This window comes from Methylobacterium sp. J-001, assembly GCF_022829565.1.
In the GTDB taxonomy this organism is placed as follows: Bacteria; Pseudomonadota; Alphaproteobacteria; order Rhizobiales; family Beijerinckiaceae; genus Methylobacterium.
This window is the reverse complement of the sequence record NZ_JAKSYN010000135.1, coordinates 152,463-165,967: the sequence shown is the minus strand read 5'-3', so window position 1 is coordinate 165,967 and position 13,505 is coordinate 152,463. Positions and strand designations below refer to the sequence as shown.

Below are 13,505 nucleotides of genomic sequence, written 5' to 3'. Positions count from 1 at the left end.
AGAATGTCTGAAGAAGCGTCGGCATCCCAAGTGCACTATATCGAACGGACCGTGGACGTCGTCGCGGCCTATGTCGCCAACAACTCCCTGCCCCCCACCGAATTGCCGTCGCTCATCGCGAGCATCCACGAGGCGCTGAATTCGATCGCCGCCGGACCTTCCACCGCCGCTGAAGACACTGTCGATCGGCCGACCCCGGCCCAGATCCGCAAGTCGATCCGTCCGGATGGCCTGGTCAGCTTCATCGACGGCAAGTCGTATAAGACGCTCAAGCGCCACCTGACCAAGCACGGCCTCGACCCGCAGGCCTACCGCGAGCGTTACGGCCTGCCGGCGGATTATCCGACGACCTCGGCGAACTATTCGGCGCAGCGCTCGGCCCTGGCCAAGAGCCTCGGCCTCGGCCAGCCCGGCCGGTCTCAGCAGGTTGAGCAGGAGCCGGACGACGAAGTGGAGCCGACACCCGCTCCCGCGCGTGGCCGCCGCAAGGCCGAGGCCGCCTCAGCCAAGGGCCGCGCCAGCCGCAAGACCGTCGAGGCCGCCTGAGAGGCGCCGCTGCATCTCCCTCCGCACCGCCACGGGGGGAGGGAGATGTGGCGTGGCCGGCCGGAGCGATCCCTACCGTTTCGCGGGCCGGTACTTCTGTCGGCGTAAAACCCACACGCAATACGATTGTTGTATCACCCACCAGTCTAAGCGATCGACACAATAACTCATTAACGGAGCCACTATAGCGCTGTTATAGAGTGTCGTTCGAGCATGTTCTGGTGGGTTTGAAGTCAATCATCCCGTTCGGCGCTTGGGCGGTCCGGCGCAACTGGCGGCCCGCGCGCGACCTGCGGGCCTGGCTGGCCCTCGGCCTCGCGCTGGCCATCACGGCCTCGGCCGCCCTGTTCATCGTCCATCTGGAAACACGTGCGGTCGACGACAACGAGCGCAGCCTCGGCGGATTGTCCACGATCCTGGCGGACCAGGCGGACCGGTCCCTGCAGGCGATCGAGCTGGTCCAGAACGCCGTCCTGGCCGAGTTCCGCACGGCGGGAATCGCGACACCCGAGCAGTACGCCGAGGCCGCCTCCCGGCCGTCCATGCACACGGCCCTGAAGACCTGGATCGCGGCATTGCCGCAGGCGAACGCGATCACGCTCATCGACCGGACCGGACAGCTGCTCAATTTCAGCCGCTACTGGCCGATCCCGACCGTCAACATCTCAGATCGGGACTACTTCAAGGCGCTCTCCGCCGACCCGGACCTGCAGCGCTACGTCGGCCGACCGGTGGCGAACCGGGGCGACGGCGCCTGGACGATCTACATCGCCCGGAAGGTCGCGGCCCCGGACGGCACGTTCCTCGGCCTGATCCTGGGTGCGGTGGAACTCGGCTATTTCGAGGGTCTGTACGACCAGACCTCGCCGGCGGACGATGCGGTCGTGTCCCTGTTCCGCAACGACGGCATGCTGCTGGTCCGGCATCCGCGGCGTGAGGGGGCGGTCGGCCGGATCTTCCCTCAGGCCGGCGCGTCCCTGATCACGGCACGCACCGCCCTCGGGGGCGTCACGCGCACCGTCAGCCCGATCGACGGCCAGGACCGCCTGATCGCCGCCCACGCCCTGAAGAATTATCCGCTCGTCCTCAGCGTCAGCCGCACCGCGGAGGCCAGCCTGGCGGCCGCGCACCAGCAGGCCACCATCGTCGGCGCGGCGGCGATCCTGCTGGATCTCGGCCTGTTCGGGCTGGTCCTGCTCGGCCGGCGGCAGGCCCGGGCGCAGGACCGGCTCGCCCAATCCGAGGCGGCCCGGGCCGGGGCCGAGGCGCGCGAGCGCGGCGAGCGGGCGCTGCGGGTCCAGGATGCCCGGTTCGGCATCGCCCTCGACAACCTGGTCCAGGGCCTGTGCCTGTTCGATCGGGACGGCGCGCTCATCGTCATGAACGCGCGCTACGCGCAGATGTACGCGGTCCCGGAGGCCCTGCGGCGGCCCGGGACCGCGCTGCCCGCCCTCCTCGCTCATCTGGGGAGCCGGGAGCGCGGCCTCGGATCCGCGGCCGCCGCGGCTCTGGTGGCGGCCTGCGAGCGCACCGCCGCGCAGGGCCACGGGGTCTCGCTGACCTGCGATTTCGCCGACGGGCGGGCGGTCGACGTGGTCCACGCCCCGATCCCCGGCGGCGGCTGGCTCTGCACCCACGAGGACGTCACCGAGCGGCGCCGGAGCGAGGCCCGGGTCGCCCACATGGCCCGGCACGACGCGCTCACCGGCCTGCCGAACCGCCTGGTCCTGAAGGAGCGCATGGACGCGGCCCTCGCCCGCTGCGATGCGCGCGCACCGGCCACGGTGCTGTGCCTCGATCTCGACGGGTTCAAGACCGTCAACGACACCCACGGGCATCCGGTCGGCGATGCGCTGCTCTGCGCCGTGGCGGCCCGGTTCGCCGCCACGGTGGCGGCCGACGACCTCGTGGCTCGGCTCGGCGGCGACGAGTTCGCCATCGTCTTAGGGGGCGCCACCCAGCCGGCGGACGCGGCGCGCCTGGCCCGGTGCCTGGTCGCGGCGCTCGAGATGCCGGTGACGGTGAACGGCCACAGCCTCGCGATCGGCACCAGCATCGGCATCGCGAGCGCCGACGACGCCTCCGGCACCGCGGCCACGCTCCTGCGGCAGGCCGATATCGCCCTGTACCAAGCCAAGGCCGCCGGACGCGGTACATGGCGCTTCTTCGATCCGGCCATGGATGTCGAGATCCAGCGCCGCCGGCAACTCGGGACCGATCTGCGCGGGGCATTGGCCGAGGGCCGGTTCGCCCTGCATTTCCAGCCGATCGTCGGGGCGCACGGCCAGGCCCTGCACGGTTTCGAGGCCCTGCCGCGCTGGCACCACCCGCAGCACGGCGATGTCGGCCCGGCGGAGTTCATCCCCCTGGCCGAAGAGGTCGGGCTGACCCGGGCGCTGGGCGCCTGGATCCTCGCCGCCGCCTGCCGGGCCGCGGCTTCCTGGCCGGATCCGATCCGGGTCTCGGTCAACCTGTCGCCCCAGTACTTTGCCGGGGATGGCCTCGAAGGCGATGTGCGGGCAGCCCTCGCCGAGAGCGGGCTGCCCCCGGACCGGCTCGAACTCGAGATCACCGAGTCGGTCCTGATGCAGGACAACGCCGCGAACCTGTCGCTCCTGCGGGCGCTGCGCGCCGCGGGCGTGCGGATCGCCATGGACGAGTTCGGGACCGGGTATTCGAGCCTCGGTACCCTGCACCGGTTCCCGTTCGACCGGCTCAAGATCGACCCGGGCTTCGTGCGCAGCCTCGCGCGCGACGGCGGCAGCGTCGAGATCCTGCGGGCCATGGTCTGGCTCGGCCGGGCGCTGAAGATCGACGTCCTGGCCGAGGGGGTCGAGACCCCCGAGCAGGCCCGGATCCTGCGCGAGGAAGGCTGCCACGAGCTGCAGGGCAACCTGTTCGGCCGCCCCACGGCGGTCGCCGACCTCGCCGCGATCCTCGCGTTGACGTCCGACAGCCTGCGCAAGCCCGAGGCTGGGCAGGCCCGCGACGGCGTGGCCGCCTGAGGCGCCCGATGTCTCGTGGGCTCCGCCCCCGAACCCCGCCAAAGGGCTGAGCCCTTTGGGATCCCGGGACTTAGGCTGCCTTGGCTTCCAGCCGTCCCTCAAGGGGGAAGACCTTGGCAGGGTTGAGCATCCAGTCGGGGTCGAACACCGCCTTCACCCGCATCTGCTGCTCCAGATCGGTCTGGGTGTACTGGAAGCGCATCAGCTCGCGCTTCTCGATGCCGACGCCGTGCTCGCCGGTGAGGCAGCCGCCGACCTCGACGCAGAGCTTGAGGATCTCGTCGCCGGCCGCCTCGGCCTTCTGCAGCTCGCCCGGCTTGTTGATGTCGAACAGGATCAGCGGGTGCAGGTTGCCGTCGCCGGCATGGAACACGTTGGCGACCCGCAGGCCGTGGCCGGCGCAGATCGCCCCGATCCGCTCCAGCACCGGCCCGAGCTGGCCGGTAGGGATGGTGCCGTCCATGCAGATGTAGTCGGAGATCCGGCCCGTGGCCCCGAAGGCCGACTTGCGGCCCTTCCAGATCGCGGCCGATTCGGCTTCCGAGCGCGACACCCGCACGCTGGTCGGCCCAAAATCCTTGGCGATCGCCTCGATGCGCGCCAGCATCGCGTCGCACTCGGCATCCGAGCCCTCGACCTCGATGATCAGCATCGCCTCGGCATCGCGCGGGTAGCCGGCCTGGGCAAAGTCCTCGGTGATCAGGATCGCCTCGCGGTCCATGTACTCGATCGCCACCGGGATGATGCCGGCCGCGATGATCGCGGCGACGCAATCGCCTGCATCCTCGACCTTCGAGAAGCCGACCAGAACCGGCCGGGCGCCCTCGGCCGCCCGCAGGATCCGCACCGTGGCCTCGGTGACGATGCCGAGCTGGCCTTCCGATCCGCAGATGAGGCCCAGGAGATCGTAGCCGGGGCTGTCGAGATGCTGGCCGCCGACCTCCACCACGGTGCCGTCGTTGAGCACCAGGGTGACGCCCAGCAGGTTGTTCGTGGTCACCCCGTATTTCAGGCAATGGGCGCCGCCGGAATTCATCGCGATGTTGCCCGCGATCGTGCAGGCGAGCTGGCTCGACGGGTCGGGGGCGTAGAAGAAGCCTTCATGGGCCACGGCGCCCGAGATCGCCAGGTTCGTGAGCCCGCTCTGCACCCGGGCGGTGCGGTTCTCGAAATCGAGATCGAGCACCTGGGTCATCTTGCCGACGCCGAGGATGATCGCGTCGCCCTGCGCAATCGCTCCGCCGGCGAGCGACGTGCCGGCCCCCCGGGGCACCACCCGGACGCCCTGGGCGTGGCAATAGGCCATCACGGCCGCGACCTCTTCTGTGGTCGAGGGCAGCACCACGGCCAGCGGCATCTGCCGGTAGGCGGTGAGCCCGTCGGTCTCGAAGGCCCGGCGCTCGTCCTCGCTGGTCACCAGCGCCTCCGGGGCGACCAGAGGTGCGAGACCGGCCAGGATCGCCTCCCGCCGGGCGAGGATCTTGGGGTCGGGCTCGGGGAAGCGGATGGTCATGGGGCTCGGGCCCTTTTTTGGCTGGCGTGAAAGAAGCATGGACCCGCCGGAGCGGGCCTTCAACCGCCCGGCGGACAGAGAGGGGCGGCATGTCGTCCCGGCGTCACATTTCAACCATGACGGCTCCCTAGCGTCGCGAGCCTCGCTTCGCATCGCCGCTCGCGGCGCCGGATCCGCCCGACGGGTCCAGAACGGAACCGATGAACGCTCCCGCCTCCAGCGCCCTGCGCGACGATCTCTACGATTCGGCCTCCGTGCACCTCGCCAGCACCCGCGATGTCGGGATCCGCAGCCTGCAGCTGGGCATCGCCGCCCTGCAGGAGACCAGCGCGGCGTTCCAGGGCCGGCTCGGCGTGGCCTTCGAGGAGGCGGTTCAGACCATCCTGCAGAGCAAGGGCCGGGTGATCGTCAGCGGCATCGGCAAGAGTGGCCATATCGGCCGCAAGATCGCCGCGACCCTGGCCTCCACCGGCACCCACGCCTTCTTCGTCCACCCCACCGAGGCGAGCCACGGCGACCTCGGCATGATCGCCCGGGACGACGTGATCATCGCGCTGTCGTGGTCGGGTGAGACCGCGGAGCTGTCCGACCTCGTCGGCTTCAGCCGCCGCTTCTCGATTCCCCTGGTCGCCATCACCCGCAACGGCGCCAGCACGCTCGGCAAGGCCGCCGACGTGCTGCTGGAACTGCCGCGGGTGCGCGAGGCCTGCCCGCACGACCTCGCCCCGACCTCCTCCAGCCTGATCCAGCTGGCGCTGGGCGACGCCCTGGCGGTGGCGCTCGTGGAGCGGCGCGGCTTCACCTCGGCGCGCTTCCACACCCTTCATCCCGGCGGGACGCTGGCGGCCCGGCTCAAGACCGTGCAGCAGGTGATGCACGGCCCCCAGGACATGCCGCTGGTCTCCGACACTGCCCTGATGTCCGAGGTGTTGATCGAGATCGCCGCGCGCCGCTACGGCTGCGTCGGCGTCACCGACGCAGCCGGCCGTCTGGTCGGCATCGTCACGGACGGTGACTTGCGCCGCCATATGGGCCCGGAGATCCTCGACACCCCGGTCTCGGCGATCATGACCCGCGAGCCGATCACCGTGGAGCCGCACAAGCTCGCCCAGGCCGCCCTGGAGCTGATGAACCGCCGGCTGATCACCGCGGTCTTCGCGGTCACGGACGGCCGGCCGGTGGGCATCGTCCACGTCCACGACCTGCTGCGCGCCGGCATCGCCTGATTAGTTTTTGGGTTTCTGCACGCATCCTCAAGCATGAGCGAAGCCAAAGTCCGGATCTTTGTGAGCGCGAACGGCTGGCTTCAAAGCAGTCCTGTGTCACATTCGGGCTATGTCGCTCCTGATCGTCAATCGTCCTGTTCCCGGTTGGGGAATGACGTACGGACCACCCGGTAATGGACCCTTTCCGGCCGTCATGGTGTTGCATGGGTCCGAAGGTGCCTGGTCCGGCCACAGCTACTGACCGCCGCTATTCTTGCCGCCCACGGCTTCCTAGCCTTCCCATTCGGCTATTCCCGTGACGGGAACGTTTGGAATGCCGGCAATATCGTTGATGTCCCGCTGGATCGGACGGTCGAAGCGCTCGATGCCCTCCGGGCCTTGCCGATCGCTGGCAAAGTCGGCCTTTTCGGGATCTCTCGCGGCGCCGAGCACGCCTTACTGGTCACCGCCCTCATGGCACGCGACGGCATTCCCAGCCTGCCCGACGCTGTCGCAGTCCATGCCGCTCCTGATGTCATCTGCGGTGCTTGCATCGGAGCGGCGTGGCGCGACCAAGGAGATCCAGGCTGGCAGGTATGGGATCCTGCCCAGCGGGCGTGGACGTGGCAGGGCTCGTCAGACGGATTGCTGCCGACGACGCCGATTGAGATCGAGCGCTACCGCGGGCCGCTCTATCTAAGCCATGGTTTGCAGGACAGCACGTGGTCGTCGTCGATGACCGAACGGCTGCGAGAGCGCCTGCATCGCGCAGGATTGGATCCGGAAGTCCATCTCCTCGCAGGCCAGGATCACACGCCCGAAGGTGAGGATGAGAACGCCCACCATCGGCAACTGATCGCTTTTCTGCGTCGGACACTGGCGACGGGATGAGGGATCCGCAGTGGTCGGGCCGTGAGTCATCGGGCGAGGCCCCGTTTACAGCCGCGCCAGCAACTCCGCCTTCTTGTCCGAAAACTCCCGCTCGGTGAGCACGCCCCGTGCGTGTAGCTCCGCCAGCCGCTCGATCGTCGCCAGCACGTCGCCCGAGGGTGACGGCTCCGGCGTGGCTTTGCTCGGCTCAGGTGGCGCGGCCGGCGGTTCGGCCGGATCGACCTGCCGGGGCGCGGCCGTCTCCGCCTCAATCCGGCGCAGGCGGTCGAGGGCGACGACGCCGCTCGGGCCGGTGAAGTCGAGGTTGCCATTGGCCTGCGACACCCCCGAGATGTGGTGCTCCCCGGTATCGTAGAGCGCGATGCCGGAGCCGGACTGGATGGCGAGCCGCCGCGTGTCCGGGAAATAGGCGTAGCGCAAGCCGTTCTGCGCGCCGGTGCTCGCCGGAGCCCCGAGGCCGGCGGGCCACCATTCGCCCCCACCGCGCCGCGATGCGGGGCCGGTCTCCGAGAACCCACCCGCCGGCAGGGCCGCGGCGAGTTCGGTGCAGAGGGCATCGACCCGCGCCTTCAGGCCGTCGTCGAACATCCGGCCGACCATCACCATGCCGCCGGAAAACCACTGGCCCATCCCGCCGAGATCGGGATGGTCGAACTGCGCCATCGTGCCGTGCCCGCGCTCCAGGGCCTGGACGAGGTGGCGCACCGCGTCGAGGCTGACCCCGTGGCGGTCGGCGACGCTGCGCAGGCCCGAGGCGTGGTCGAACCCGCCCTCATCCAGGAACGGATCGGGGGCGGCCGTTCCGCCGGGCGGGACCGAGGGTTTCGGGTCCATGGGCGAGTTCCGATCGGCGTGGGACCATGTTGCGATGCCGACACAATCCCTGGTCGTACACCCCGGTTCCGGATCGCCTCAGGCGCCGGAGGGCGGGAACGGGCCGGCGATGACGAAGTCGGTGATCGGCCGGCGGCCGTTCGGGGCCTCGCGGGGCCGCTGCTCCTCGGTGAGCTCGGAATCCGGGACCTTGCGGCCGACCGCGAAGGCGGCCTCGATCCGGTGATTCGCGGGCAGGCGCAGGACCTCGGGGGCGCGGACATGATCGAACCCGACCATGCCGTGGGCGTGCCAGCCCTGGTGGATCGCCTGGAGCTGGAAGGCCAGCGACGCGCTGCCCGCGTCGAAGGAGTGGCTGTAGGACGGCTTTAAGTCGTCGCCGACCTTCATGAGCCCGTTCGAGACCAGGAACAGGATCGCGCCGGTGCCCGAAACCCATTTCTGGTTGCCGGGTACGAGCAGGCCGAAGAACGTGTCCCAGTTCGCGTCGCCCCGCAGCGCGTAGAGGAAGCGCCAGGGCTGCGAATTGTACGCCGACGGCGACCAGCGCGCCGCCTCGATCATCCGCAGCAGCTCGGCTTCGGGCAGCGCCTCGCCCGTGAAGGCGCGTGGCGAGTGCCGCGCCGCGAAGATCGGATCGATGGCGTGGTCGGGCTTGCGGGGCGGGGGCAGGCTCACGGGGATCGACTCCGGCACGGTTACGCTTCGGGGAGCGCGGACACTGCCCGAAATGCTTGGCCGGTGGCAAACCCGAACCGGGCGAGGCCCGCCCGCCATGCCCGTAGCGGAACGCCGCGCCGCGGGATACGCTCGCCGCAATGACGGCGCGCACCGACAGTCCCGCCTCTGAGGCGGCTCCGCTGGGGACCGGTTTCTACACCGTTCCTGAGGCTGCACGGCTGATTCGCCTGCCGGCCCGGACCATCACCCGCTGGCTCGGGGGCTATACGTTTACGTCCAGCGGCCGTCCGGGTCGGATGCCGCCGCTCTGGACTCCCGAATTGCCGGCGCACGATCACCGCCTGGAACTGGGTTTCCGCGATCTGATCGAGTTGCGCTTCGTCCAGGCGTTCGTGCGCGAGAACGTCGACCTGCGCGTGATCCGCCGCTGTCTCGAAGCGGCCCGCGCGGCCGTGCAGGATCCCCGGCCGTTCTCGACCCGCCGGTTCAAGACCGACGGGCGCACGATCTTCCTCGAGAGCCTGAAGGCCGACGGCGAGAGCGAGGTGATTGATCTGGCCCGCGGCCAATACGTCATCCGGGCGGTCCTGGAACAGACTTTCCGCGATCTCGATATCGAGGGCGACATCGTCGTCCGCTGGCGGCCGTTTCAGGGCCGTGATTCGATCGTCATCGATCCGCGGCGTGCCTTCGGCCAGCCGATCGCCGCCGTCTCCGGCGTGCCGACCGTGGCCCTGGCCGAGGCCGTGACGGCCGAGGGCTCTGCCGAGCGGGTCGCCCGCCTGTACGAGGTTCCCGTGGCCGTGGTCCGGGATGCCGTGCGGTTCGAAGCGTCCCTCCAGGCGGCGTGAAAGTCTTCGTTGACGAGAACCTTTCGCCCGCCCTGGCCCGGGCCCTGGCGGCCCTGTTCGCGGGTGAGCATCAGATCCTCCACATCCGCGAGCGCTACGGGCCCGGGGTGACGGACCTGCAATGGATCTCCGAGCTGAGCCGTGAGGGCGGCTGGGTGGTCATCTCAGGGGACCGCCGTATCCGCAGGAACAAGGCGGAATTCAACGCCTTCCAGGCGTCGCGGCTGACCGGCTTCTTCCTCTCGGCGGGGCTCTGCAAGGCGCCCCTGGTCAAGCAGGCCGAGCGCATCCTGGCCCTCTGGAGCGGGATCGAGACCTTCGCCGAGAGGGCCAAGCCCGCTCGATGTTCGAGCTTCCGCTGACAAGCACGCGGATCGGCACCCTATAGGCGCGCGACCCGCGTGCTCAGCGCGCTCGCTCACGCAACGCTGCGCTCGATCTCCTCCTCGTCGCAGATCACGCCGGCATTGCCTTCGAACTCGGCAGCGAGGTCCACGGGGGCGTGGGTCGGGGCCGCGGCGGCGCGGTCGCGGGCGAAGGTGGAGAGGAACAGCCGCATCACGTGGCGCACGCCGGCGTCGTTGATGGTGCGCTGGTCCTCGTTGTAGTAGCGCCCCGCATTCACGTTGCTGGTGACGATGTCGTAGGCCGGGAAGTAGACTGCCCGCGGATCGCCCCGGCCGACCACCTCGCCGGCGGCCACCCGCAGCACCGACTTGGAGTAGCTGTTCGACTCCATCACGTGCCGGTCCATGTAGGTGGCGATCATCGGCACCGGCGAGACCGTGAAGATCACCCGGGCCTTCGGGTTCACGCTCCAGAGCCGGTCCAGGAAGCCGTTGAGGTCGCCCAGCACCTCGCCCGCGCCGGCATTGACGCATTCGTAGAGCTCGGGGTCGAAGGTGCCGCCGGCGACCCCGGGGGCGAGCGGCAACGCCGCGCCGTCGGCCCGCCAGCGCCAGCCCTCGGTGAGGCCCAGAGTCAGCACGAACACGTCGAGGGTCTCGAACAGGCGGCGCACCTCGGCCAGATGCGCGTCGCGGGCGGCAACCACCTCGGCCTCGCTGGCAAAGCCCGCCGGCTCGACGGTGGGGCGGAACGGGTCGACGTAGCGGCCGTCGTCGCGCAGCCAGGCCTTCAGCTCCGGCTCGAACGTTCCGTAGGCCCGGTCGAACAGCTGCACGAACTGGCGGGTATAATAGAGGTTGCCGTACCGGGCCGAGAAGGTGCCGAACTGGCGGGCATTGGCCTCCTCGGCGCTCATGCCGGGGGGCGGCGGCTCGGTCAGGTAGTAGTTGAAGCCGGCGCCGCGCACTGCCTCGGCGACCCGCTGCGCGAAGCAGGACCCGCCCGTGGCGACCTTGTCGGTCGGCCCGATCGCGAACGTGTCCTTCGGGTGCGGGTTGACCGCGAAGGGCGGCACGTTGGTCACGACCTTGCGCCAGAATCGCTCGGCCGGTAGACCCGTATACGGATTCAACGCCATCTTCGAACCCTCTTCTTCACGACGGCAAGATCTTCACGACGGCGTGCGCCCTCGGGGATGCCGAGCCGTCCGCTGACACCGGCACGCGACGTGGCCCTGAACGATCTGCCCCGGCGCGCCCGCAGCGCGTTGTCCCTGTCGACCCCCAGTTGGGCGCCTACCTGGGCGACACCATGGCGGAACCGCGCACGCGCCGCCACCACGCGCGACGGGCCGGCCATCGCTGTGCTGGGCAATTGCCAGGCCCGGGGCATCGCCCAGGCGATGCGCCTCCTCGCGCCCAAGAGCCCCGTGCGCTACCTGCCCATGGGCTCGCTCAAGCGCGACCACGGCCATGTCGACGGCCTGATCCGGACGCTGCGCTCCCACGACCACGTCTTCTCGCAGACCTTCCCGACCGGGCTGATCCCGGGGGGCGACATCGCGACCCTGCGGGCGGCCGACCCGCGGCTCAAGCTGTTCCCGTCGATCGTGTTCTCGGCCTTCCATCCGGACATGGTCTATGTCGGCCAGGCCTCGGACCTCGCCGCGCTGAAGCTGGCGCCCTCGCCGATGGGGCAGTACCACTCGGCGATCGCGCTCTGCGCCCATCGGCTCGGCCTCGATGCCCGGCGTACCGCCGGCCTGTTCCGCGAGGACGTGTTCCGGCGTCTCGGCTATCTCGACCATTGGGATCCGGCCGTGCACGAGCTGGTCGGGTCCGCCGCCGCTCTGGGCTTCGGCCTGGACCGGGAGGTGACCCGCTGGGCGCGCCGGGGCGCCTTCATGCATGTGATGAACCACCCCAAGGCGTTCGTCATCGGGGACATCGCCCGGCGGCTGCTGGTGGAGAGCGGGCTCAGGCCCGAGCCCGTGGAGATCGAGGATTACCTCGGCGACGAGCTGGCCCAGGACGTCGTCTGGCCGCTCTACCCGCCGATCGCCGAGCATTTCGGGCTGACCGGTTCGTTCCTGTTCAAGATGAAGCCCCGGGGCGACGATTTTCCAAGGCTCTACGACCTGCCGGGCTTCATCGCGGCGAGTTTCTCCCTCTACGACGCGATGCCGGCCGGTGACCTCGCCTGCCAGCGGGTGGATGCGTGGCTCGCCGCGCCCGAGATCGTCGCGCTGTTCCGGGCCGGGTAACCGAGGCCGGCTCAGCCCGCCGCGCGGAGCGGCGCGTCGCTCGGGCCCTCGACCATCATCCGGACCAGCCGGTTGACCGCCTCCACCTGGAACGGCTTGCGCAGGAACAGGCTGCCCGGGACGCCCCGGCCGCCGCTCGAATCGGTCGAGGTGTAGACCACCGGCCGGTCGGCATGCAGGGCCCGGAAGGCGTGGGCCACGGTCCAGCCGTCGATCAGCCCGGGCAGGTTGATGTCGGTGAACAGCCAGTCGATCTCATGGCCGCGCGCCCGCAGGAGCGTCAGCGCCGCCTCCCCGGTGGAGGCCTCGATCACCCGGATGCCCTGCGTCTCGCACAGGCTCGCGATGATCTCGAGGAGCAGGTAGCTATCCTCGACGATGAGGACGCACTGGGCGGGGCGCATGCTTTGAGGGTCCGGGGATCGCGCGAAATCTTTGATTTGAAGCGCTCGCTTGCACCGAACCGGTATCCACGTCGACGGCGAGCGCTTCAGGCAAATCAAGAACCCACAGGGTTGAGGATCTCTTAAAGTGGCCGCGAAAGCGGTATCGGGCCGTGTTGCCGCGCGGCAACCGGCGGGGCGGAAATGGCCTCGCTTGCGCCTCCGCCCCGGCGGTGCCGCAATCCGGGCGCGTCAGCATCCGCTTGCGTGCGGCAGCGCACGCTTCCGACCGGCGCGGGCTCGCAGGACGCTCCGCGGCGCCGGACGGAACCGTCGCTTAACCATCCGCGCCTATCACCGGTGCTCAAGACGACGCGGACCCGCCTCGAAGACCAGCAGCCGGCCTTCGGCACCGCTCGAGGAGTTGAACGATCATGCCCCAGCGTTTCCGCGCACTCGCCCTCAGCCTTTCTGTCTGCGCCGCCCTCGGGCTCGGCGCCTGCAGCAACGACAAGGATCTCGCCGATGCCTCCGCGTTCGGGGCCGGCGCCGCGACCCCGGGCAGCGCGCAGGACTTCGTCGTCAATATCGGCGACCGGGTCTTCTTCGAATCGGATTCCACCGACCTGACGCCCACCGCCACCGCGATCCTCGACAAGCAGGCGGCCTGGTTGCAGCGCTACCCGCGCTACACCTTCATCATCGAGGGCCATGCCGACGAGCGCGGCACACGCGAGTACAACTTCTCCCTGGGCGCCCGCCGGGCCCAGTCGGTCAACGACTACCTGGCCACGCGGGGCATCGGGGCGAACCGGATGCGCACCGTCTCCTACGGCAAGGAGCGGCCGGTGGCGGTGTGCAACGACATCTCGTGCTGGTCGCAGAACCGCCGCGCGGTGATCGTGCTCGACCGCGGCGCCGGGGCGTAAGTCTTCGCGGCTCCGGCACCAAGCCACGTCCGCCTGCCGGTTCCTTCGAAGAACCG

Annotated in this window: 14 protein-coding genes; 8 read left to right on the top strand and 6 right to left on the bottom strand. The window is 69.8% G+C overall.

The window, feature by feature from the left end; translation table 11 throughout:
* The first annotated feature begins 3 nt into the window (after positions 1-3).
* Entirely contained in the window at positions 4-546 is a 543-nt protein-coding gene (locus tag MKK65_RS17025) for a MucR family transcriptional regulator (protein ID WP_058192377.1), read from the top strand.
* Positions 547-767: 221 nt separating this feature from the next.
* A complete protein-coding gene (locus tag MKK65_RS17020; RefSeq protein WP_243959156.1) occupies positions 768-3,551 on the top strand; it encodes an EAL domain-containing protein in 2,784 nt (927 codons plus the stop codon).
* A 70-nt stretch (positions 3,552-3,621) separates the two neighbouring features.
* Here MKK65_RS17020 and MKK65_RS17015 read toward each other — a convergent pair whose 3' ends face one another.
* Entirely contained in the window at positions 3,622-5,064 is a 1,443-nt protein-coding gene (locus MKK65_RS17015) for an FAD-linked oxidase C-terminal domain-containing protein (RefSeq protein WP_058192378.1), read from the bottom strand.
* Between the two features lie 200 nt (positions 5,065-5,264).
* Between MKK65_RS17015 and MKK65_RS17010 the strand changes: the two genes are divergently transcribed.
* A complete protein-coding gene (locus MKK65_RS17010; RefSeq protein ID WP_058192379.1) occupies positions 5,265-6,290 on the top strand; it encodes an SIS domain-containing protein in 1,026 nt (341 codons plus the stop codon).
* A gap of 270 nt (positions 6,291-6,560) precedes the next feature.
* Here MKK65_RS17010 and MKK65_RS17005 read toward each other — a convergent pair whose 3' ends face one another.
* A complete protein-coding gene (locus MKK65_RS17005; protein WP_243959213.1) occupies positions 6,561-6,722 on the bottom strand; it encodes a hypothetical protein in 162 nt (53 codons plus the stop codon).
* Between the two features lie 21 nt (positions 6,723-6,743).
* Here MKK65_RS17005 and MKK65_RS17000 point away from each other — a divergent pair, with 21 nt between their 5' ends.
* Entirely contained in the window at positions 6,744-7,160 is a 417-nt protein-coding gene (locus tag MKK65_RS17000; protein ID WP_409565441.1) for an alpha/beta hydrolase family protein, read from the top strand.
* 45 nt (positions 7,161-7,205) lie between these two features.
* On the opposite strand, the gene MKK65_RS16995 is transcribed toward MKK65_RS17000, so the two are convergent.
* Positions 7,206-7,994, bottom strand: coding sequence for an SHOCT domain-containing protein (locus tag MKK65_RS16995; protein WP_243959152.1), 789 nt, complete (start codon positions 7,992-7,994; stop codon positions 7,206-7,208).
* A 78-nt stretch (positions 7,995-8,072) separates the two neighbouring features.
* The gene (locus MKK65_RS16990) at positions 8,073-8,672 is read right to left on the bottom strand and encodes a nitroreductase family protein (RefSeq protein WP_058192415.1); all 600 of its coding nucleotides are present in this window, start codon (positions 8,670-8,672) and stop codon (positions 8,073-8,075) included.
* A 140-nt stretch (positions 8,673-8,812) separates the two neighbouring features.
* Between MKK65_RS16990 and MKK65_RS16985 the strand changes: the two genes are divergently transcribed.
* Entirely contained in the window at positions 8,813-9,526 is a 714-nt protein-coding gene (locus tag MKK65_RS16985) for a hypothetical protein (RefSeq protein WP_058192380.1), read from the top strand.
* Positions 9,523-9,888, top strand: a complete 366-nt coding sequence (locus MKK65_RS16980; protein WP_243959151.1) for a DUF5615 family PIN-like protein — start codon at positions 9,523-9,525, stop codon at positions 9,886-9,888. The genes MKK65_RS16985 and MKK65_RS16980 overlap by 4 nt, the downstream gene beginning before the upstream one ends.
* Before the next feature lie 56 nt (positions 9,889-9,944).
* Here MKK65_RS16980 and MKK65_RS16975 read toward each other — a convergent pair whose 3' ends face one another.
* Positions 9,945-11,012, bottom strand: a complete 1,068-nt coding sequence (locus MKK65_RS16975) for a GSCFA domain-containing protein (RefSeq protein ID WP_243959149.1) — start codon at positions 11,010-11,012, stop codon at positions 9,945-9,947.
* A 90-nt stretch (positions 11,013-11,102) separates the two neighbouring features.
* On the opposite strand from MKK65_RS16975, the gene MKK65_RS16970 reads away from it, so the two are divergent.
* Entirely contained in the window at positions 11,103-12,137 is a 1,035-nt protein-coding gene (locus tag MKK65_RS16970; RefSeq protein ID WP_243959147.1) for a WcbI family polysaccharide biosynthesis putative acetyltransferase, read from the top strand.
* Positions 12,138-12,148: 11 nt separating this feature from the next.
* On the opposite strand, the gene MKK65_RS16965 is transcribed toward MKK65_RS16970, so the two are convergent.
* Positions 12,149-12,541, bottom strand: coding sequence for a response regulator (locus MKK65_RS16965; RefSeq protein ID WP_243959145.1), 393 nt, complete (start codon positions 12,539-12,541; stop codon positions 12,149-12,151).
* A 413-nt stretch (positions 12,542-12,954) separates the two neighbouring features.
* On the opposite strand from MKK65_RS16965, the gene pal reads away from it, so the two are divergent.
* Complete coding sequence (pal, locus tag MKK65_RS16960; protein WP_243959142.1) at positions 12,955-13,449, top strand: peptidoglycan-associated lipoprotein Pal; 495 nt, start codon at positions 12,955-12,957, stop codon at positions 13,447-13,449.
* The last annotated feature ends 56 nt before the right edge of the window (positions 13,450-13,505 follow it).

Coding starts and splice junctions, on each gene's coding strand:
- pal (WP_243959142.1), top strand. CDS start 12,955: ATGCCCCAGCGTTTCCGCGCACTCGCCCTCAGCCTTTCTGTCTGCGCC.
- MKK65_RS17015 (WP_058192378.1), bottom strand. CDS start 5,064: ATGACCATCCGCTTCCCCGAGCCCGACCCCAAGATCCTCGCCCGGCGG.
- MKK65_RS17010 (WP_058192379.1), top strand. CDS start 5,265: ATGAACGCTCCCGCCTCCAGCGCCCTGCGCGACGATCTCTACGATTCG.
- MKK65_RS16975 (WP_243959149.1), bottom strand. CDS start 11,012: ATGGCGTTGAATCCGTATACGGGTCTACCGGCCGAGCGATTCTGGCGC.
- MKK65_RS16965 (WP_243959145.1), bottom strand. CDS start 12,541: ATGCGCCCCGCCCAGTGCGTCCTCATCGTCGAGGATAGCTACCTGCTC.
- MKK65_RS16995 (WP_243959152.1), bottom strand. CDS start 7,994: ATGGACCCGAAACCCTCGGTCCCGCCCGGCGGAACGGCCGCCCCCGAT.
- MKK65_RS17025 (WP_058192377.1), top strand. CDS start 4: ATGTCTGAAGAAGCGTCGGCATCCCAAGTGCACTATATCGAACGGACC.
- MKK65_RS17000 (WP_409565441.1), top strand. CDS start 6,744: ATGGCACGCGACGGCATTCCCAGCCTGCCCGACGCTGTCGCAGTCCAT.
- MKK65_RS16985 (WP_058192380.1), top strand. CDS start 8,813: ATGACGGCGCGCACCGACAGTCCCGCCTCTGAGGCGGCTCCGCTGGGG.